The sequence below is a fragment of the Actinoallomurus sp. NPDC052274 genome (genome assembly GCF_040679475.1).
In the GTDB taxonomy this organism is placed as follows: Bacteria; Actinomycetota; Actinomycetes; order Streptosporangiales; family Streptosporangiaceae; genus Actinoallomurus; species Actinoallomurus liliacearum.
On record NZ_JBFAUT010000037.1, the window covers coordinates 31,200 to 49,232 of the forward strand.

Annotated in this window: 20 protein-coding genes and 1 pseudogene; 13 read left to right on the top strand and 8 right to left on the bottom strand. The window is 71.0% G+C overall.

The features are described 5' to 3' along the window. Window positions 1-32: 32 nt before the first annotated feature. On the bottom strand, window positions 33-1,667 hold the full coding sequence (gene abc-f / locus AB0K82_RS27710; RefSeq protein ID WP_364402320.1) for a ribosomal protection-like ABC-F family protein: 1,635 nt from the start codon (window positions 1,665-1,667) through the stop codon (window positions 33-35). 132 nt (window positions 1,668-1,799) lie between these two features. On the opposite strand from abc-f, the gene AB0K82_RS27715 reads away from it, so the two are divergent. Continuing rightward, on the top strand, window positions 1,800-2,399 hold the full coding sequence (locus AB0K82_RS27715; protein ID WP_364402323.1) for a TetR/AcrR family transcriptional regulator: 600 nt from the start codon (window positions 1,800-1,802) through the stop codon (window positions 2,397-2,399). On the opposite strand, the gene AB0K82_RS27720 is transcribed toward AB0K82_RS27715, so the two are convergent. Then, the gene (locus tag AB0K82_RS27720) at window positions 2,400-3,053 is read right to left on the bottom strand and encodes a TetR/AcrR family transcriptional regulator (RefSeq protein WP_364402326.1); all 654 of its coding nucleotides are present in this window, start codon (window positions 3,051-3,053) and stop codon (window positions 2,400-2,402) included. Window positions 3,054-3,107: 54 nt separating this feature from the next. On the opposite strand from AB0K82_RS27720, the gene AB0K82_RS27725 reads away from it, so the two are divergent. From AB0K82_RS27725 to AB0K82_RS27755, 7 genes and pseudogenes are all read left to right on the top strand, one after another. Then, window positions 3,108-3,254, top strand: a complete 147-nt coding sequence (locus AB0K82_RS27725; RefSeq protein ID WP_364402328.1) for a hypothetical protein — start codon at window positions 3,108-3,110, stop codon at window positions 3,252-3,254. A gap of 83 nt (window positions 3,255-3,337) precedes the next feature. Continuing rightward, window positions 3,338-3,565, top strand: a pseudogene (locus AB0K82_RS27730) (helix-turn-helix transcriptional regulator); the annotation flags it as partial. Between the two features lie 315 nt (window positions 3,566-3,880). Then, window positions 3,881-4,549, top strand: a complete 669-nt coding sequence (locus AB0K82_RS27735) for a hypothetical protein (protein WP_364402457.1) — start codon at window positions 3,881-3,883, stop codon at window positions 4,547-4,549. A gap of 90 nt (window positions 4,550-4,639) precedes the next feature. Continuing rightward, window positions 4,640-4,945: a hypothetical protein gene (locus AB0K82_RS27740; RefSeq protein WP_364402330.1), complete on the top strand. Its 306-nt coding sequence runs from the start codon at window positions 4,640-4,642 to the stop codon at window positions 4,943-4,945. 486 nt (window positions 4,946-5,431) lie between these two features. Then, window positions 5,432-5,992, top strand: coding sequence for a hypothetical protein (locus AB0K82_RS27745; protein ID WP_364402333.1), 561 nt, complete (start codon window positions 5,432-5,434; stop codon window positions 5,990-5,992). A 283-nt stretch (window positions 5,993-6,275) separates the two neighbouring features. Continuing rightward, a complete protein-coding gene (locus AB0K82_RS27750) occupies window positions 6,276-6,500 on the top strand; it encodes a hypothetical protein (RefSeq protein ID WP_364402335.1) in 225 nt (74 codons plus the stop codon). Then, window positions 6,490-7,227 (top strand): ABC transporter permease, encoded by a 738-nt coding sequence (locus AB0K82_RS27755; RefSeq protein WP_364402337.1) that lies wholly within the window; start codon window positions 6,490-6,492, stop codon window positions 7,225-7,227. Before AB0K82_RS27750 ends, AB0K82_RS27755 begins: the two co-directional genes overlap by 11 nt. Here the strand turns inward: AB0K82_RS27755 and AB0K82_RS27760 are convergent. Then, window positions 7,208-8,185 carry a DMT family transporter gene (locus tag AB0K82_RS27760; protein WP_364402340.1) on the bottom strand — a complete coding sequence of 326 codons (978 nt, stop codon included), beginning with the start codon at window positions 8,183-8,185 and terminating at the stop codon, window positions 7,208-7,210. The two genes, AB0K82_RS27755 and AB0K82_RS27760, sit on opposite strands and share 20 nt — an antisense overlap. Before the next feature lie 91 nt (window positions 8,186-8,276). On the opposite strand from AB0K82_RS27760, the gene AB0K82_RS27765 reads away from it, so the two are divergent. Then, window positions 8,277-10,880 carry a hypothetical protein gene (locus AB0K82_RS27765; protein WP_364402343.1) on the top strand — a complete coding sequence of 868 codons (2,604 nt, stop codon included), beginning with the start codon at window positions 8,277-8,279 and terminating at the stop codon, window positions 10,878-10,880. On the opposite strand, the gene AB0K82_RS27770 is transcribed toward AB0K82_RS27765, so the two are convergent. Further along, window positions 10,877-11,911, bottom strand: coding sequence for a pirin family protein (locus AB0K82_RS27770; RefSeq protein ID WP_364402346.1), 1,035 nt, complete (start codon window positions 11,909-11,911; stop codon window positions 10,877-10,879). The genes AB0K82_RS27765 and AB0K82_RS27770 overlap by 4 nt on opposite strands. 164 nt (window positions 11,912-12,075) lie before the next feature. Between AB0K82_RS27770 and AB0K82_RS27775 the strand changes: the two genes are divergently transcribed. Next, a complete protein-coding gene (locus AB0K82_RS27775; RefSeq protein WP_364402348.1) occupies window positions 12,076-12,432 on the top strand; it encodes a tetratricopeptide repeat protein in 357 nt (118 codons plus the stop codon). Window positions 12,433-12,637: 205 nt separating this feature from the next. Here the strand turns inward: AB0K82_RS27775 and AB0K82_RS27780 are convergent, their stop codons facing one another. Beyond that, on the bottom strand, window positions 12,638-12,946 hold the full coding sequence (locus tag AB0K82_RS27780; protein WP_364402351.1) for a hypothetical protein: 309 nt from the start codon (window positions 12,944-12,946) through the stop codon (window positions 12,638-12,640). Between the two features lie 3 nt (window positions 12,947-12,949). Continuing rightward, a complete protein-coding gene (locus AB0K82_RS27785) occupies window positions 12,950-14,194 on the bottom strand; it encodes an MFS transporter (protein ID WP_364402354.1) in 1,245 nt (414 codons plus the stop codon). A gap of 122 nt (window positions 14,195-14,316) precedes the next feature. On the opposite strand from AB0K82_RS27785, the gene AB0K82_RS27790 reads away from it, so the two are divergent. Both AB0K82_RS27790 and AB0K82_RS27795 read left to right on the top strand, forming a co-directional pair. Next, window positions 14,317-14,694: an ArsR family transcriptional regulator gene (locus tag AB0K82_RS27790; protein WP_364402357.1), complete on the top strand. Its 378-nt coding sequence runs from the start codon at window positions 14,317-14,319 to the stop codon at window positions 14,692-14,694. Between the two features lie 74 nt (window positions 14,695-14,768). Then, window positions 14,769-15,548 (top strand): alpha/beta fold hydrolase, encoded by a 780-nt coding sequence (locus tag AB0K82_RS27795; RefSeq protein ID WP_364402359.1) that lies wholly within the window; start codon window positions 14,769-14,771, stop codon window positions 15,546-15,548. A 392-nt stretch (window positions 15,549-15,940) separates the two neighbouring features. Here AB0K82_RS27795 and AB0K82_RS27800 read toward each other — a convergent pair whose 3' ends face one another. After that, complete coding sequence (locus AB0K82_RS27800) at window positions 15,941-16,846, bottom strand: hypothetical protein (RefSeq protein ID WP_364402362.1); 906 nt, start codon at window positions 16,844-16,846, stop codon at window positions 15,941-15,943. Then, window positions 16,843-17,271, bottom strand: a complete 429-nt coding sequence (locus AB0K82_RS27805; RefSeq protein ID WP_364402364.1) for a carboxymuconolactone decarboxylase family protein — start codon at window positions 17,269-17,271, stop codon at window positions 16,843-16,845. The genes AB0K82_RS27800 and AB0K82_RS27805 overlap by 4 nt, the downstream gene beginning before the upstream one ends. A gap of 92 nt (window positions 17,272-17,363) precedes the next feature. On the opposite strand from AB0K82_RS27805, the gene AB0K82_RS27810 reads away from it, so the two are divergent. Next, a complete protein-coding gene (locus AB0K82_RS27810) occupies window positions 17,364-17,990 on the top strand; it encodes a CGNR zinc finger domain-containing protein (protein ID WP_364402366.1) in 627 nt (208 codons plus the stop codon). Window positions 17,991-18,033: the final 43 nt, after the last annotated feature.

Below are 18,033 nucleotides of genomic sequence, written 5' to 3' on the forward strand. Positions count from 1 at the left end.
GCGATCGCCGACAGCAGAGGCGTAGACAAGGTCTACTCCCCCTTGTCTCCCTCCTGACCATCGGCGAGCCGCCCGGCGCGCATCTCCAGCCGCAGTCCCGGGAAGCGGTTCCGCAGCGTCCGGTCGTGCGAGACGACGACCAGCGCGCCCCGGTAGTCGGCGAGCGCCTCCTCCAGCTCCTCGACCAGGACGAGCGACAGATGGTTGGTCGGCTCGTCGAGCAGGAGCAGGTCGTGCTCTGCCGTCAGCAGCCGGGCCAGGGCCAGGCGCCGTCGCTGGCCCACCGACAGGCCGCCGACCGGGGTGTCCAGGGCGTCGGGGTGGAACAGGCCGTACGACAGCAGCCGCGCACGATGCTCCTCCGGGTGACCGGGCCGGCCGTCGGCGAACACCGACAGCACGGATCGGCGCGGCTCGGGGAAGCCGACCTCCTGCGGGAGGTACCCGATGCGGCCGCGCCTGCGCACGGTCCCGGAGTCGGGCGTCTCGCCGGCGAGGACCCGCAGCAGGGTGGTCTTCCCGGCGCCGTTCGGGCCGTGGACCAGCAGGTGGTCGCGCGCGGTCACGGTGAGGGAGACCGCGCGCAGCCGGTCGCCGACGGTCACCTCGTGCAGTTCGGCGAGCGCGCCCTCCTCGTCTCCCCCGCCGAACAGCCCGTCGAAACGCAGCGGCTCGGGCGGCCGGGGCACCGGGTTCGCCCGCAGTTGCCGGAGCCGTTCCTGCGCCTGGCGCACTCGGCTCGCGACCGAGCTCTGCACGCGCCCGGCGTCCCGGTCGTAGGCGGGTTTGTTGCGGTCCTTCATGGGCCGGCCCGGAGCGACCCGGCGCGCGGTGGTCGCCGCGTGGGTCTCGACGCGCTCGACCTCCTCGCACCAGGCCGCGTACGCCTGCTCCCAGCGGACGCGGGCGGCCGCCTTCGCCGCGAGGAACCCGGAGTATCCGCCCCCGAAACGGGTCACGGCCCCGTCCTCGACCTCGTAGATCACGGTGGCGACCCGGTCGAGGAAGAGGCGGTCGTGGGAGACCACGAGGACGGTGCCCTGGTGGGTACGGAGCCGGTCCTCCAGCCAGCTCAGCGCCGGCTCGTCGAGATGGTTGGTGGGCTCGTCGAGCAGCAGGATCTCCGGCGCCGCCGCGAGGACGCAGGCCAGCGCCAGCCGGGCTTCCTCTCCCCCCGACAGCGTGTCGAGCGCGCGGTCGCGTCCGAGGTGCGCCAGGCCGAGTCCGTGGACCGCCTTGTCAAGGCGGGCATCGGCCTCATAGCCGCCCCGGGCCTCGTACGCGGCGCGCAGTGCGGCGTACTCGGCGAACCGGTCTTCGGTGAGGTCGGTCTCCAGTTCGCGCATCCGGTGCTCCATCGCCCGCAGGTCGGCGAGGGCCGCGTCGATGGCCTGCTGGACGGTGTCACCGGGTGGCAGGTCTCTCGTCTGACCGAGATGGCCGACGCCGCCGTCGGCCATGACGGTGACGTCGCCGTCGTCTGGCGCCTCGACGCGGGCGATCAGCCGCAGCAGCGTCGACTTGCCGGAGCCGTTCTCGCCGACGAGGCCGGCGCGCTCCCCGGGTCGTACGGAGAACGAGACGTCGTCGAGGACGGGGTGGTCACCGTAGGACTTGGCGACGCCTCGCAGAGTGAGCTGAGTGGACAGAGCGGGCCTCCGATACACGGCGTGGGTGGGACATCACGGTGTTCGGGACCAGGTCCATGGCGACTGCTCTCCCCTACTCTCGGCTTATCGCAACTCCGGTTGCGTTAGGATGATGGCAGACCAGCGTTCCTTAGCGCAACGGGATTACCGATGACGATCGCCGAGGGCCCCGAGCGGCGGCCGGGCGGCCGCAGCGCCCGCGTCCGTGCCGCCGTCCGGGCGGCGACTCTGAGCGAGCTCGCCGACAAGGGGTACACCGCGCTGACGGTCGAGGGCATCGCCGCCCGCTCCGGAGTGCACAAGACCACCGTCTACCGGCGCTGGGGCGGCGTCGAAGGCCTGATCGCCGACGCCTTGGAGATGGCGAGCGAGGAGCCCTGGCCGGTCCCCGACACCGGCTCGGTCGAGGATGACCTGCGCGTGCTGGCGCGGCTGGTGGTGACCGGCTTCACCGATCCGGACGAGGGACCGGTGTCGACCGCGTTCATCGCCGCCGCCGTGCAGAACTCCGCCGCCGCGGTGGCGCTGCGGCGCTTCTTCGCCTCCCGGCACGACCAGGCCGCCCCGATCGTGACGCGCGCCGTCGCCCGGGGCGAGCTTCCACACGGGACCGATCCGGTCGAGGTCGTACGGGCGACGGTCGCGCCGATCTACTACCGGCTGTTCGTCAGCCGGGAGCCGGTCGACGCCGCGGTCGCCGACCGGGCCGCCGGCGCCGCCCTGGCCGCCGCCCGCGCGAGCGCGCTCTAGTTAGCGGGGATAGTCCCCGATACCGGACTTCAGCAGGTCGAAGCCCTGGTCGACGGCGGCCCGCACGGCGGGGAGGACCGCCGCGTCGCTCTCGCCGGCGCGACGGCGGCGGAGGTACTCCAGCGAGATGGCCTGGGTGAGCGCGACGACCTGCGCGGCGACGATCCGCGGGGTGGGGTCGTCCGGGTCGGCGTCGGTCTCCTCCGCCAGGACCCGCGCGAGGTGGTCCCTGCGCTGGTCGGACATCTCACGCATCCGCGCCCGCAGCGACGGGCTCTCGAACACCATGCGGGAGAAGTCCTCCACGCCGCTCGCGGTGCCGTAGCGCCAATCCCCCTCGTCGAGGGCGTCGTGGAAGTCGCGGCGCAGCGCCTCGACGACCGACTCCCCCGCCCGCCGGGACGCGACGACCCCGCCGAGGCTCTGGACGGCGAGGTCCTGCCGGTCGAAGAACAGGTCCTCTTTCGTCTTGAAGTAGTTGAAGACCGTGTTGACGGACACGTCGGCGGCCTCGGCCACGTCGGCGACCGTGGTGCGGTCGAAGCCGCGCAGCATGAACAGCCCCATGGCGACGTCGGCGATGCGCTGCCGTGTCTCGCGCTTCTTGCGCTCCCGGAGCCCGAGCTCTTCCGCCATGCCGCTCATGCTACTCATGCTTGAATCACTCTAGATTTGGGGCAACTCCAAATTTGTGGTTAGTCTGCTCGCATGGATCACGTCATCGAGGCACGCGGCCTCGCCAAGTCCTTCGCCGGCGCCGACGCCGTCCGCGGCGTCGACCTGACCGTGCGGGCCGGGGAGATCGTCGGATTCCTCGGGCCGCACGGCGCGGGCAAGCCCGACACAGGATTGTGACACTCTCGCCACGGTGACCGAACCGGCACCGGCACGCGTGACCTGCGGCAACACTCCCGGCAAGCGACCAGGTCAGAGCTAGTATGAGTGGTGCGAGCGACCCAACCCCCAGGGAGCGGACAGTGAGCACACAGGATCTCGGCGAACGTCTCCAGTCGGTACGGAAGCGTCGAGGACTCTCGCAGAGAGAACTAGCGCAGTTCTCGGGCGTCTCTCTATCCCTCATCCGAAAGCTTGAACAGGGGGAAAGGCCAGACACTCGCCTAGAAACGCTGCGCAGACTCGCGTCTGCGCTGAGGGTACCTACTACTCAATTGATTGCACGAGACGATGCCGACGATGCGTCTCCAGAAACCGTAGACCGGTGGAAGCCCGTACGGGACGCCCTGGCAGGCAAATACGATGGAGATGTAGAGGACGCCCCCACGGTGCGCGGGGTAGACGACGCCGTTAAGGCTGCCATGCCTCTCTTCGCAGGAGATCGGTACTCGGACCTAAGTACTCTTCTCCCGCATCTATTGCGGGACGCTGACGCACTCAATGGCGAAGGCCGCGCCGTGCGCACACGTCTCCTACACCTTACCGGATGGCTACTTACCCAGACTCGCCAATTCGATCACGCCGAGATGGCGTTGGAGCGCTCACTAGATGACGCTGCGGACCGTCTCGACGCTGCGGCAACGGTCAATACGCTCTGTTGGCTGCTAATACGTCAGGGCAAGCTAGAGCCGACTTTGAAGCTAGCTACCCGGTGGGCAGACGACGTCGAGCCGCGAATGTCGCGCGCGACGATGAACGAGCTTTCCGCGTGGGGATGGCTGCTTATCCGCATCTCAACATCCGCCATACGCAACAACCAACCTGGCGAGGCAGAAGACGCGATTAGGCTAGCCCGCGCAGCGGCCGTTGGGATGGGCCGGGAGTACGCCCCACCTGCCGACTTCCTCCGCACCTTCGGCCCCATCACAGTGGCAATGAAGCGTGCCGAAAATGCCATGATCGAAGATCGACCGGACCGTGTTTTGTCACTGGCCAGCACGATCCCCAACGCAGGAGAGTTGCGACCAACCTCAAACAACCGCAATCGGCACCTGTTGGATGTCGCGAATGCGAACGTTCAACTTCGGCGCTATGCCGACGCTTTCGACACTCTGCAAGGCATACGCCGGGAATCTCCCGAGTGGATCGTAAACCAGCGGCTTGCGCGCGACGTCCTCAAGAAGATCATCGACCGGCGCAGGACTCTGACGGGAGAGATGCGCGATCTTGCCGACGCGCTCCAACTCGCCTACTGATCTGGCAGAGTAACGCTCGTTGGCACTTCCGCTACGACGCCCTTGCAAGTGCCAGTGACGCGTACCATATAGCGGTCTACCGTCGCTTGCATGACACAACGTCACCAAGCGGAAACACCACCGGGCAAGATCCTCGACGGCCTCGAAAGCCTCGAACGCGAACTCAAGATAAGCGGGTTCACCACTCAGATCATTAAGCATCGTGCCAGGCCGCCAACCCTGCATGTTCGCAATCCGAAGCTACCGCATATGGACGACGAAATTTCGTGCACTCCATACGCAAAAGAGAACGGCGACCTGTGGTTCTTCTTCTCGTGGGGTCATCCCATATCGCATGTCGCGCATATAGCGCTCGCCGTCCTATACGTCAAACACGTACTTAGGTCGGTTAGGTGATCGCTGTGGATGACGCGACGACTAAAGCTGCGCTCGCGAATCTGCGGCAACTCTTCCCGCTCGTCTGCTTCATACACAATCCCTGCAATGGGCGCTGGTACGCCGTCTACGGTCGCGGCGGTTTCCTCGTGGCCGATAGCGCCTTAGAACTGCGGGAACGACTCGGCGGGGTCCGGAAAACGAGACTTCGCTAGCTTGAGGCGACTCAAAAAGGCATGTGGGCGCGCAAGACGGGATGGACTCTCGCAAGCTTCATTTCAGCCTTTGCGCGTCCACCTACGAATCCCGTGTGACCGTTCCCGTCTGCTGCATGGTCGCGTGGGTTAAGGACGGGGTCGCGTCGGCGCGGGGAGCGTTGCCGACGCGGCTCAGGTGCCCCGGATCGGTGGACCGGGGCACGGGGCCGTTGGGGTGCGGGTTGAGGGGCCTGCGCCTCAACGGCCCCTTTAACGAATACGTTAAGCATGACGAGGGGAGTGAGGAAAAGTGGAATCGTCGCCGGTGCAGCTTGATTGCCCGATCAAGTGTCTTGTTCTGCCGACGAGCATTCGCGCGTCGCTAGAACGTCACACTGACGACCCTACAGAAACGGTCGGCGACTTGCTCAAACTCGCAGAGGCAAACCGTCTCGGCGAAATCCGCAACATCGGTCAGGGAAGTATCGAGTGGATAGAGGAGAGCCTTCGTCGAGCCGGTTTTCCGGTGCCGCATAGGCACGCAATATCTCACCAGCACAAATCCGAGCCCGCGCACTCTCACGATCCCGACGCAATCCAGGGAGGGAGCACGAAAGCGCACCTGGCTCATACCGATCCCCCGGAAACCAACGTTGAGGAATACACCGCTGAATTCTCACACGCGAGCAGGACGCAAGTGGTGTTCTTCCGTAGCGACAGCGAAGAGGAGGACACGCTACATAGGCTGGCGCTCGAAGCGCTGGAACCGAAGGTTAAGAACTCCGTCCACGCCTGGACGCTAGAACTCATCTGGCGTAACTGGGACCGCGCGCATCCGGTCTACAGGAGAAAACGACTGATCTATCGATGAGAGACCAAGAGCGAAGGGGTAGAAGGGAGGTGACCAAGTATGCATTCAATCGATCCGGGGAGTGTCCTGGTCGGTGCGATCCTGACAGCGGGTGTGACGTTCGCGGGCAAGGTATTCGCGGATAGGTACCGCTCCCGTCTACGTCGGCGAGGTTTGCCCTGGCGTTAGTAGTACCACCCCCACAAGAGAAACGGCCTCCGCATGATGCGGAGGCCGTTTCTGTTAGGCCGTTGCTACTGAGCAGATCAAGCGCCTTGCGGAACTTCGGCCGTACCGTCCGCAATTGATAATTCCCTTTGGGAAGCTTGATCTTCTTCCGCTTGAAGTCCGCGTCACCGGGCGCACGCTGCGCCTGACCGTCGAACCCGGCGACCGCGTCCTCATCGAGCTCACCCGTGCCCTGGACGCCGCCGGTGTCGAGCCGCTGTCGATCCAGCACACCCGGCCGACCCTCGACGACGTCTTCCTGGCCCGCACCGCGCGAGAGGCGGCCGCCCATGCCGCGTGACACCTGGTTGATCTTCCGCCACCAGCTCCGGCTCACGCTGGGAGGCTGGGTGGGACTCATCTTCGGCGTGCTGCAGCCCGTCCTCAACCTCGTCCTGTTCGGCCCGCTGCTGGGGACCTACCTCGGGCGCGACAGCTGGCAGATCTTCGTGCCGGGCGTGCTGATCCAGCTCTCGCTGCTCAGCCCGGGCCTGGCGGGGTTCGGCATCGTCTTCGACGCCAGGTTCGGCGTGCTCGAACGGCTGCGCGTCACCCCCGCCTCCCGCCTGGCCCTACTGCTGGGCCGGGTGCTCACCAACACCGTCGTCCTCCTCGGCCAGGCGGCGCTCGTCATCGCGGTCGGTGCGGCGTTCGGGTTCCGCGTGCCCGTCGCGGGACTGCTGATCGGCCTGGCGCTGCTCGTCCCGCTGGCGGCCGGCCTGGCCGCGCTGTCCTACGCGTTCGCGCTGACGCTTCGGCGGCAGGAGCTGTTCGCGCCGCTGTCCAGCACGGTCGTGATGCCGATGCTGCTGCTGTCCGGAGCGCTCCTGCCGATGTCGGCCGCGCCGGGCTGGCTCGACGCCGTGTCCCGCGCGACGCCGTTCCGGTACGGCGTGGAGGCGCTGCGCGCGGCGTTCGCCGGCCGCCACGCGTCGGGCACCCTGACGGTCGGGCTGGCCGTCTCGGCGGCGTTCGCGGCGGCCGCGCTGGCGATCGGCACCCGGGCCTTCACCCGTCAGCACTCCTGACGCCGACGCCCTCCAGGAGGGGCACCGGTTCCAGGGCGGGTTCGTCGGGCGCGACCGACCGCTGGGCGACGAACGCGCCGACCAGCACGATCGCCCCTCCGGCGAGTTGCGCCGCGCCCAGCCGCTCGCCGAGCGTGATCCAGGCGAACAGGGCCGCCGAGACCGTCTCGATGTACGCGACGGCACCTGCCACGGGAGCGGACAGGCGGTGCACCGCGGCGACGCCGGTGAGGTACGCCGTGACCGTGCTGACCAGGACGATCCAGACGACGAGCGACCACCCCGGGGCCGACCGGTCGCCGAACCGTACGCCGGTGGTCAGCAGGTGCCACGGGATGCCCCACGGCGGCGCGGCCACGGCCAGCACGACCACGCCGACCGTGGACCCGGCGGCGGTCATGACCAGCGGGTCCACGTCCTCCCCGACCCGATCGATGATCAGGAAGTAGGCGGCCTGGCAGGCGGCCGCGCCGAGCCCGGCGAGGAGTCCGAGAGGGTCCAGGCTGAGGCCGGACCAGACCTCGACGACGCAGGCGAGGCCGACCAGCGCGATCATCACGCCGATCGCCGCGCTCCGGGGCACCCGCCGTTTCTGCACGACCCGCATCCACGCCACGACCAGCACCGGACCGGTGAACTCCAGAAGGATCGCCACGCCGACCGGCAGACGGGACGCGGCGAAGAAGTAGAGCGACTGACAGCCCGCCACGCCCATCACGCCGTACAGCAGGAGGAGCGGCCACCGCCCGCGCACCGCGCGCCCGGCGGCACGCCCGCGCAGCAGGAGGGCGATCGGCACGAGGACCAGGGTGGTGCCGGCGATTCGCGTCCATGACGCCTGCAACGGCGAATAGCCCGCGTTGATCAGCGCCTTTCCGAACGGCCCCGACGTGCCGAAGGCGACCGATGACACGATTCCGAAAACCAGCCCGGACGCCTTGAGCCGCGCGGCGTTCACATGCCCACCCCCTCGCAATTAAGGAGCAAAGCTACAGGACGGTCATTACGCGCCGCAATGTCGTCCAAATCGACCCACTACGATGCGCATCGTGACTTGGCAGGCCTCGGCCGCACCCCCGAGCGATCCGTTCGCGGCCATCGAGACAGACGTGCGCGGCATCACCTCCTCCCCATGGTGGATGGGCGCGCCGCCGCACGCGCGCGCCGAGGCGATCACGTCGCGGATGCTCGCCGGGGCCGGCGAATGGTGGCTCTTCGGCGCATGGGGCCGCTGGTACCGCTGCGGTCTGGACGGCAACTGGCACCTGTGCCCGCCCCCGTTCGATCCCGCCGCGCGCCAGGCGGTGATGCCCGCGCCGCCCGGCGCGGGCCGACCGCCGGTACCTCCTTCCATCCTGACGACCGGGCCGGACCTGACCCCCGGCCCCCTGGCCGCAGACGGCCTGTTCGGCGCGCCGCCCGCCCCCGTGGTGCTCGGCCGGCTTCAGCAGACCGTGACCGCGGCGGCGAGTGCGAACCCCGCCCAGTTCCCGATGCAGGATCCCCTCTTCCTGCCGGGCACGCCGAGCCCGGTCGCGGTGTCCTTCTTCGCCATGCTGTGGTGCACGGGCGCTCCGGTCGCCCTGGACGACCATCCGCTCCTCGGCCTGTACGGCCGCCATCTGACCCCTGCCGCGCCAGGTCCACGGTGGTTCCTGCCGCCCACCCTCCCGCTGATCGTCGGCGCCTACACCGAGCGCCTGCGGGCCGGCGACCCGATGGGCGCCTCGTACATCGCCCGCGCCCTGTGGGAGACGGCCGAGGCCCTGCGCGGTGACCCCGCCTTCCGGCCACGCGCCGACGCGCTCGCCGCGATCGCCGGCACGACCCTGCGCATGGTCCCGAGCGACCACGCCGGAATGCGCTACGGCGACCAGGCCATCGTCCAGGAATGGCTGCGCCGCTGCCCTGCGGAACTCCGGGTGGCGCTGCTGCGGGAGACTGCCGCGGGCGACCACTTCCGGCTCGCCTGCTACGACCTCGCCGCGATGGCGGCCGCGCTGCCCGCCGCCGCGGCCGGGCCGGCCGAGGCCCGGAGGGTCGCGTTCGCGCTGCTGGCCGCCGACCTCGAGGGCGTACCCGGCGTGGCGGCCGCGGTGCTTCCCTGGCTGGACCCCGAAGCCGTCCGCACCCTGCAGGCGCTCGGGCAGCCCGGTCACCCGCTCCGGGAGCTGTGGCCGGTCGACGGCACGCTGCCCAGCGCGGTGGCCGGCGCGGACCCACAGATCCTGCGCAGTCTGCTGGCCGCCTCGTACGCGACCGCGCTGGCCTGGTGCCGGTTGGCGAACATGGCGCCGCCACGGCCCGGGTTCACCGTCCCGGCGGCGCTGATGAAGACGATCGACGCCGGGCCCGAGCCGGGTCCCGGTGAGGGCCTCACTCCGTGGGAGATCATCGAGGCCGCCCGCGCGCACCTCGCCGAGCAGCGCAAGGCCGACACTCCTCCCCCTCCCCAGCCGGCGACCACGGCCTGGCCGGCCTCCGAGCCGCTGCCCTCCGCTCCCTCCTCCGACCCCGGTTCCGGACCGGCGTCCGACCCGGGAGGCTCCGCCGACGACGGCCCCGCCGCGCCCACATCCAGCCCCGGCTTCCCGGCGGGCACCACCGCGTGGCCCGGCCCCGCCGCGCCCACGCCGGACGCCGGCCCACCGCCCACCTCGGTCGCCTCCGGTGAGCCACCGGCCGGCGCCGGCGCCCCACCGCCGTTCCCAGGCCCGGCGGCCGGAACGGGCACTCCGCCACCGTGGCCCGATCCGGCGGCCGGAGCGGGCGCCCCGCCACCGTTCGGGGCCCCGGCGACCGGGGCGGGCACTCCGCCGCCCTTCCCGGAGCCGGCGGGACACCGGTCCGATGCCGGACCGCGGCCGGTGGAGGCGTACGGCATCACGTTCCTGCCGGGCCCCGACGACATCGAGCGGCTGCTGACGGAGCTGCGCCGGCGCGGCACCTGGGCGCTCAGCCTGCGTGGGCAGGAGGTGTCCAGCGCGTCCGCGCCGGCGGTGCTGCTCGTCGGCGAGCTGTCCTGCGGCCAGCGCCGCCTCACCCGCATGATCGCCCGCGCGCTGGCCGAGGTGGGCCTGGGCAGCGGCGAGGTGCACACGCTGCTGGCCGACGAACTGGCCGAGATCGACCCACGGCGGCTGCGCGAACGCATCGCCGAGCACAACGGCCACACGCTCCTGATCGAAGGGCTCGACACGGTCGTCCTCGACGACGACCGCGGGTCGGCCTACGCCTCGGCGCTGTACCGGGCGCGGGTCGAGGGCGTCAGCGAGACCGTTCTCGCGGCGACCTGCGCGCCGGATCGGCTGCGGGAGCTCACCGACGCCATTCCGGAGCTGATCACCGACTTCCGCACCGTACGACTGCCCGACCTGTCCGACCCGGAGCTGCGGGTCCACCTCGCGGCGCTCCTGGCCGGTGAACGCCGCCTGAAGCTGGCGCCGGAGGCCTGGCAGGTGGCCCGGCGTGATTTGGCGGCGCTGCGGGGCCGTGGCCGGCTCACCAACGCCCGGCTCGTCGAGGCGTACCTCGACCGCGCCTGCAACCACCACCTCGGCCAGGTCGGCGAGACCCAGGTCTTCCAGGGCCAGAACACCCTGACCCTCTCCATGGACGACTTCCAGGGCGTCGCCGCCGAACTCGAGCCCTAGCCGGATTCAGCGTCCGGCGCTGAGTGCTGTCGGCTTCCTTCCGCAGGGGCTTGGGGATTGCCGCGAGGTCTGATGGTGGCTTTCGGCAGGGCCGGGGCGGGCAGGCGGTTCCCGGCGTAACCCGCGACGGCGCCGAAACGGTCGGAGCCGTTCTGCCACGCTTCCCGCGCCTCGGCGATCTCCTCATGGCTGCGGCCGATGAAGTTCCACCACATGACGATCTGCTCGTTGAACGGCGGGCCGCCGAGCAGGAGCATGCGGGCCGCGGTGTCCGCCTCGTTCGCCAGCGTCAGCGTGCCGGCGCCGGTGCCGAGGTAGCCGAGTTCGGCGGGCCGGAGCGGGGTTCCGGCCGCGCGGACGTCCCCGCTGTCGACGAGCACGCCGTGCTCGAAGCGGGCGTCCACCGTCAAGGTGACCGTCGCGTGGGGCGCGATCGTGAGCTCGGCGCCGAGCAGCGGCGTGAAGGTCCGCACCGGGGAGGTGCCGCCGGCCAGCGAGCCGAGGAACACCCTGGCCTCACCCCCGTCCAACGAGATCGTGGGTGGGACGTAGTGCTGGAAGTCGCGGCCGGTGCTCCGGTGCTCCTCGGGCAGCGCCACCCACAGCTGGACGCCGTGCAAGATGGTGGTGCGGGCGGTGGAGACCTCGGAATGGCTGATGCCGTGGCCGCCGGTCATGAGGTTCAGCTCGCCGGGCCGCACGAGTGTGTGGTTGCCCATGCTGTCGCGGTGCTCGATCTCTCCGCTGAACAGCCAGCTCACCGTCTGCAGGCCGGTGTGGGGATGCGGCGCGACGTCCATGCCGCCGCTGTCGGCGACGTCGTCGGGACCGTAGTGGTCGGCGAAGCACCACGCGCCGATCAGCGTACGGGCCCGCTGGGGCAGCGTGCGCCGTACCGTCATCGCCCGGGGACCGCCCAGCGGGACGTCCCGCGCGGTGAGGACCTGCGCTCGGGGCTCCTCCAGGGGCGCTCCGGCCTCCGCGAGGCCGCCGCAGCCCAGCACGGTCGGGGTCGTGTCGGTGTTGCTCATCCCACGGCCCCGTCGCCGCCACAAGTAGTTTCCTTTTCAACCATCACTGCATGATGACAGACCGGCGCGCGGGCTCCGGCGGGCGGTCGGGAAGACGGCGACCGGCGCGGACGTTGTGGCGTGCGGCGTCCGACGACGCGGACGCCATCGATGGAAGGACGCCGATGACCTACGAGGAGTACCAGCGCGGACGGATGTTCTTCGAGGCCCGGGACTACGCCGGGGCGGGGCGCATCCTCGCGCCGATCGTCGAGAGCGAGCCGGACAACCGGGCGGCCGTCGAGCTGCTCGGGCGGGCCTACTTCCACAGCGCGCAACTGGGCCGCGCGGAGCAGACCTTCCGGCGGCTGATCGAGCTGGACCCCGCGAACGGCTGGGCGCACGAGGCGCTGGCCCGGACTCTCGAGCGGCGTGGCCGCGCCGACGAGGCCGCGCCGTACCGCAGTCTGGCTCGCGCGATGGGCACCGCTCCGGCCGACGAGGCGGCGATCTCCGTCTCCGCCGCGAACCTCGCCGGCTGACGTCACGCGCCCGGAGAATGAGCGCGCGTCCTCCTGAACCTGAACCGCCGGGAGCGACCGCGGGAGCCGCCCTACCCGCGCCGCGCCCGCCGAACCTGTCGCCGGCCGGCGCACCGTACGCGGGACGCCCGGACCGCTGGAAGGACGCGCGCTCGCAGGCACCCACGACCTAGCCGGTCGTGGTCACCGCCGATGGCCGGCACATTCAGGCATGAAGGGCTCGGATCCGGGCGGAGATGGTGTTCCAGTCGGCGGCGGGTTCGGGCGCGTGGGTGCCGGTGGTGATGTCCTTGAATCCGCTGGAGGTGGCGATGCACACGGTCGGCCCGTCGACGGCCGCCGGGTGGGTGCGGCGTGCGGCCAGACCGGCGGCCGCCGACAACTCCACCCACAGTCCCTGGCGGGCGAGTTCGTCGCGGGCGGCGGTCATCTGCTGGGCCGTCCCGTGCGGGGATGAGTCGCCGGGCGGCCTGCGCCGGCGGCTTGGACTCGCCGCGGTCGTCGTAGCCGGCATGCGTCACCGGATCCGGCTGCGGGCGCCGAGGACGACGAGACCTCCGGCGATCGCCAGGGTCGCGAGTACGGCGCCGAAGACCGTGGCGCCGGTCGTCAGCCCGCTGGCGTCGCTGAGGTACCCGGATGCCACCGGGAGCACACCCGCGGGCACGTACCCGCCCACGTTGAGCGCCGCGTTCGCCTCGGCCAGACGCTGCGGCGGGATGCTCGCGTTGAGCAGGGACAGGCCACCGAGCTGACCCGTCCCCTGGCCCGTGCCCGCGAGCACCGCCGCGACGATGAGCAGCGGGACCGACGCGGTGTGCACCGCGGTGACGAGGGCCGCCATCGCCGCGGTCGTGCCGACCGCGCCGATCAGCAGGATCACGGACCTGCGCAGGCGCTGCACCGCGAACTGCACGCCGGTCGCGGCGAGGAACATCACGAACGCCATGGCCCCGGCCACCACCCGGTCGGTGGTGCCGGGCAGTCCGGCGAGCAGTGACGGGCCGAGTGACAGGACGAAGGACGTCGCGGTGATGCCGGGGGCGAACACCGCCACGCCGAGGACGAGCCGGATGCCGCTCCCGCGCGGGACCCGCGGCACGCGGATCCAGGAACGGGCCGCCGTCGCGGGCGTCTCCGGGCGGCCGAGCGGCATGCGCAGTGTCGTGAGCACCGCCGTCGCCAGCAGCACCGCCTCGACGAGGAAGACGGTGACGGTCGGCGCCGGCAGAGTCTCGGACAGCACTCCGGCGAGGAACGGCCCGAGCCCCGCGCCGAAGACCATCGCGCAGGACGCGAGCAGGGCCGCGAGCCGCTTCCGCCGCGGTCCGGCCACGTCCGTCACCGCGGCCATGCCGGCCGAGACGACCGCGCCGACGGCGATGCCGGTGAACAGCCGGGCCACGACCAGCGCGGCGACCGTCGAGGCGGTGGCGAAGATGACGCACGCGGCCATGGCCAGGACCAGCGCGGGCAGCAGGACCGGCCGGCGTCCGACGCGGTCGGACAGCACGCCCGAGACCAGGAGCGACCCGAGCAGCCCGGCGATGTAGCAGGCGAAGATCACGGTCAGCGTGCCCTTGGAGAAGCCGATGTCGCGCTGCCACAGGACGTACAGCGGCGTGGCGGCGTTCGACAGGACGAAGACCGCCGTCACCGGCCATGCCGCCGCCCACAGCCACCAGGTGGGGGCGGCGGCTTCCGTCGATTCGCGCCCCGGCCGCGGCGGGTCGCCGACCCGCGCCGATCGAGTGTCCGGCATGGAGGATCCTCCCGTTCGACCAATGTACGAGTTAAGTCGTACTTGTACGAGTGGAGCCGAACTTAGCACAGGCAGTACGATTCAAGTCGTACTGACGAACCCGCGACGAGAAAGGACCGCCGATGCCGGCGACGCAGACGAAGCCGACCATCAGGGTGCTGCCGGAGCCTCCCGGCGCACCCTCCCCACTGCCCGAGCCCGCCGTCGATCGGTTGCGGCTGGAGACGGTGCTGGGCGCATTGAGCGACCCGTTGCGGCTGCGCATCGTGCGCAAGCTCCTCCTCGAGCGTGAGGAGTTCGATCACCCATGCGGCTGGCTCGGCCTGGACCGCCCGAAGTCCTCCCTCACCCATCACTTCAAGGCACTGCGCGAGGCGGGCGTCATCCGTCAGCGCCAGTACGGCCTGGAGCGCCGCAGCCACGTCCGCGTCGACGACCTCGAGGCCCGCTTCCCCGGCCTGATCGACCTCGTCGCCGCCTGGACCCCCGAGTCCGGCTGAACGCCTCCGACCGGTCGGCGCAAGTGAGCGCCGTCATAGTGACCAAGCGGTAACTTCAGGTCTACTCTCGGCGGGTGGACATCGTCTTCGAACGGCGGGGCGACGGCCCGCCCCTGCTGCTCATGCACGGCATCGGCCACCGTTGGCAGGCGTGGGAGCCGGTCATCGACCTGCTCGCCAAGGAACGCGACGTCATCGCGGTGGACCTGCCCGGATTCGGCGCCTCCCCGCCGCTGCCCGCCGGCACCCCGTACGGCCTCAACACGGTGGTGGGCCTGCTGCGGGAGTTCATCGACCGGCTCGGCATCGACCGCCCGCACGTCGCCGGCAACTCCCTCGGCGGGCTGTTCGCGCTCGAGGCCGCCGACCGGGGGCTCGCCCGCTCGGTGACCGCACTCTCCCCCGCCGGGTTCTACACGCCGCTCGAACTGCGCTACGCCGCGCTCGTGCTGCGCGCGTCGCGGCTCGGCGCCGGACTGCCCGCCCCGACCATGCGCCGGCTGGCGAACTCACCACGGATGCGCGGCCTCATGTTCGGCATGATCTATGGGCGACCGGATCTCATCGGCATCGACACCCTGCTGGCGGACGCGGCCGCGCTGCGCGGCGCGGTGGGCTTCGAACCGACCCTGCGGGCCGGCCGCGAGACCACGTTCCGCGGCAAGGTGGAGGACGTCCCGGTGACCATCGCGTGGGGCACCCGGGACCGCCTCCTGCGGTCGAGCCAGGCCGTACGCGCCCAGCAGGCGCTGCCGCACGCTCGGTTCGTCTGGCTCCGGGGCTGCGGGCACGTCCCGATGGGCGACGACCCCGCGCTCGTGGCCCGCGTCCTCCTGGAGGGCAGTTCCAACTGACAGGCGACCGACGCCTCGCCGATCCGGGCGCACCCGGGGACAGGTCCCCGCCGGACGCCCACGGTGGCCGTGTGCGGCCGGACGGTGCGGGCGTCATGGCGTCCCGAGGTCTTCCCATCCCGACGTGCGCGAGTCACGATGAGGGGGTGACCCGTTCTCGCGCGGCCCGTCGGCCGCGTCGGGGAACGGGCGGCCCGGCACCGCTGTGGGCGCGAGCGCTCACCGAACGGCTGGCGGTCGGCGCGCGGACCGGCCAGCGGATTTCGCCGTAATGGCCCGCAGCGGCCTGCCGGTCCCCGCCCCCGGAGCACGGTTTCACCGATCCCCGGCCGTCGCCGGGCGGATCCGGGACCTCCGGTCCGGCAAGCCGCCCGCGCTCGGAAGATGTCAGGTCATGGCCGCCGCCATCGCACCGCGAAGGCGCGGGCCGGGTTCCCGGCGAAGATCGCGGACGCGAGGTCGCGGCCGAGTTCCCGCTCGATCCGCGGGCGCAGGCCGCTGAGCAGGAACGGCATGCCCGGACCGTCGGCGTCGGACCGTGCCGACGGGGTCACCGTGTCGGCGCCGAGGAGGATCTGCTGGGCGTGGCCGGCGTCCGCGAGGGCGGAAAGGCTGTCCAGCAGGCGCCAGTCGGTGCCGTGGTGCACCCGCGATGGGCCGTCGAACGCCAGGAACGCGCCGGCCTCGGCGGCCTGCCGGTGGATCCTCGTGTCAGGGAATCGATGCAGGTGTCCGAGGATCACGCGGTGCGGAGCGACCCCGTGCGTCCCACACAGCAGGTCGAGCACGTCCAACGCGGCGGTTCCGGCCTCCAGGTGGACGCCGATGGGTGCGTCGGTGGCGTGATGAGCCTCGGCGGCGGCCGCCATGACATGCCGGGCGTGGCCGTCGAGGCGGTGGTAGGCGCCGGCGACCTTGATCATGCCGGCCCTCACCGGGGCGGCGGTCAGTTCGCGGATGAACAGGTCGGCCAGCCCGTCATGGCGGCGTTCCAGCTCACCCGGGTCATAGTGCTTGGCCTGGTGCATTCCGGTGGCGGAGACGATGTGGACGCCCGACTGCCGGGACAGGGCGGGCAGTCGTTCGGTTCGTGACCCCATCCCCCACGGCGTCCACTGGACCACGGCACGGCCGCCGAGCGCGGCGAAGGCCTTCAGTTCGGCGAGCGCGGCGTCGGGGTCGTCCAGCTCCTGGCCCGGCAGCGCCGGCGAGCCGATGAACAGATGGTCGTGAGCGTCGCAGACGCCCAGTTCCTCGGGTGCGATGTCCCCGAGCACGGTCCGGATCATCCCGCTCATCGTCCGGCCTCCTGCTCCACGTCGGCGAGCGCGGCGGCGGCGACGCGCAATCCGGCCAATGCCCTGGGCACGCCGATGTAGGGCGCCAGGTGCACGAAGACCTCCGTGATCTCGCGAGGGGTCATCCCGACCCGCAAGGAGGTCTTGACGTGGCCGGACAGTTGCGGGTCCACACCGCCGAGCGCGGTGAGGGCGGCCAGGTTGACGAGTTGGCGGTCGCGCGGCGACAACCCCTCGCGCAGGTAGGTGCCGCCGAACAGCGCGGTGACGATCCAGTCGGCGTATCCGGGGACGAGCCGCTCAAGATCCGGGAAGAGGGCCTGCTGGGTCGCCTCGTCCTGGAGAAGGTCCAGCATCCGGTAGCCCTCGTCGCGGTCCAACCGCGCCCGCGTCAGTTGCTCCGACAGTGCCTGGCTCGCCGCCATGGTCATTCCTCACTTCTCGATCGACCTTTGTAACGCCTTGGGCGTTACGAGAACGCTAGCAGACGTAACGGCTGAGGCGTTACCATCGGGTCATGGCCACAGAGGACAAACTCGCGTTCCGCTTCGACTGCGGCGCCACCTGGTTGAACTTCCTGGCCACCAAAGGCCGTACGTTCAGCGCGGCCCCGGTGGAGCGGCTGGCGACCGCCGGGCTTCTCGCCGAGTGGCTGGAGCGCTGCGAGCTGTCCCCGGCTCAGCCACCCGATCAAGACGACCTGCACCAGGCGTGGACCCTGCGCGAGACGCTGCGCGCCATCGCACTGGCCACGGTCGAGGAGGAGCCGCCGCCTGCGACGGCCGTGGCGACCCTGGCCGCGTTCGTGGCCGGGCACGACGATCCCGTCCGGCTCACCGCGGCCGACCGCCTGCGACGTGAGCCTCCGGCGACCACGGCGCACGCCCTCGCCCGGATCGCCCGTCAGGCCGTGGACCAGATGACCGGCTCCGACCGGCTCGCCCTCAAACGCTGCCCGGAAGATGACTGCAGAGGCGTCTTCATCGACCCACCCGGGCGCCGCCGCTGGTGCCCGTCCCCCGCGTGCGCGAGCCGGGGCAGGGTCCGCGCGCTCCGCGCCCGCCGCAACGCCGCCACCTCCGGGTCCGGGTCCGGGTCCGGGTCCGGGTCCAACGACGATCACACGCCGACGTCGGCACGGTGACGAGCACCCCTCCACCGGCGCCGGCCGCGAGGGAGGAGGGTTT

Bases quoted from the DNA above. Each gene is read 5' to 3' on its own strand.
- AB0K82_RS27715 (WP_364402323.1), top strand. From the start codon at position 1,800: ATGACGATCGCCGAGGGCCCCGAGCGGCGGCCGGGCGGCCGCAGCGCC.
- AB0K82_RS27725 (WP_364402328.1), top strand. From the start codon at position 3,108: ATGGATCACGTCATCGAGGCACGCGGCCTCGCCAAGTCCTTCGCCGGC.
- AB0K82_RS27810 (WP_364402366.1), top strand. From the start codon at position 17,364: ATGGCCACAGAGGACAAACTCGCGTTCCGCTTCGACTGCGGCGCCACC.
- AB0K82_RS27800 (WP_364402362.1), bottom strand. From the start codon at position 16,846: ATGAGCGGGATGATCCGGACCGTGCTCGGGGACATCGCACCCGAGGAA.
- AB0K82_RS27735 (WP_364402457.1), top strand. From the start codon at position 3,881: ATGGCGTTGGAGCGCTCACTAGATGACGCTGCGGACCGTCTCGACGCT.
- AB0K82_RS27770 (WP_364402346.1), bottom strand. From the start codon at position 11,911: ATGAGCAACACCGACACGACCCCGACCGTGCTGGGCTGCGGCGGCCTC.
- AB0K82_RS27805 (WP_364402364.1), bottom strand. From the start codon at position 17,271: ATGGCGGCGAGCCAGGCACTGTCGGAGCAACTGACGCGGGCGCGGTTG.
- AB0K82_RS27790 (WP_364402357.1), top strand. From the start codon at position 14,317: ATGCCGGCGACGCAGACGAAGCCGACCATCAGGGTGCTGCCGGAGCCT.
- AB0K82_RS27785 (WP_364402354.1), bottom strand. From the start codon at position 14,194: ATGCCGGACACTCGATCGGCGCGGGTCGGCGACCCGCCGCGGCCGGGG.
- AB0K82_RS27740 (WP_364402330.1), top strand. From the start codon at position 4,640: ATGACACAACGTCACCAAGCGGAAACACCACCGGGCAAGATCCTCGAC.
- AB0K82_RS27775 (WP_364402348.1), top strand. From the start codon at position 12,076: ATGACCTACGAGGAGTACCAGCGCGGACGGATGTTCTTCGAGGCCCGG.
- AB0K82_RS27720 (WP_364402326.1), bottom strand. From the start codon at position 3,053: ATGAGTAGCATGAGCGGCATGGCGGAAGAGCTCGGGCTCCGGGAGCGC.
- AB0K82_RS27780 (WP_364402351.1), bottom strand. From the start codon at position 12,946: ATGCCGGCTACGACGACCGCGGCGAGTCCAAGCCGCCGGCGCAGGCCG.
- AB0K82_RS27755 (WP_364402337.1), top strand. From the start codon at position 6,490: ATGCCGCGTGACACCTGGTTGATCTTCCGCCACCAGCTCCGGCTCACG.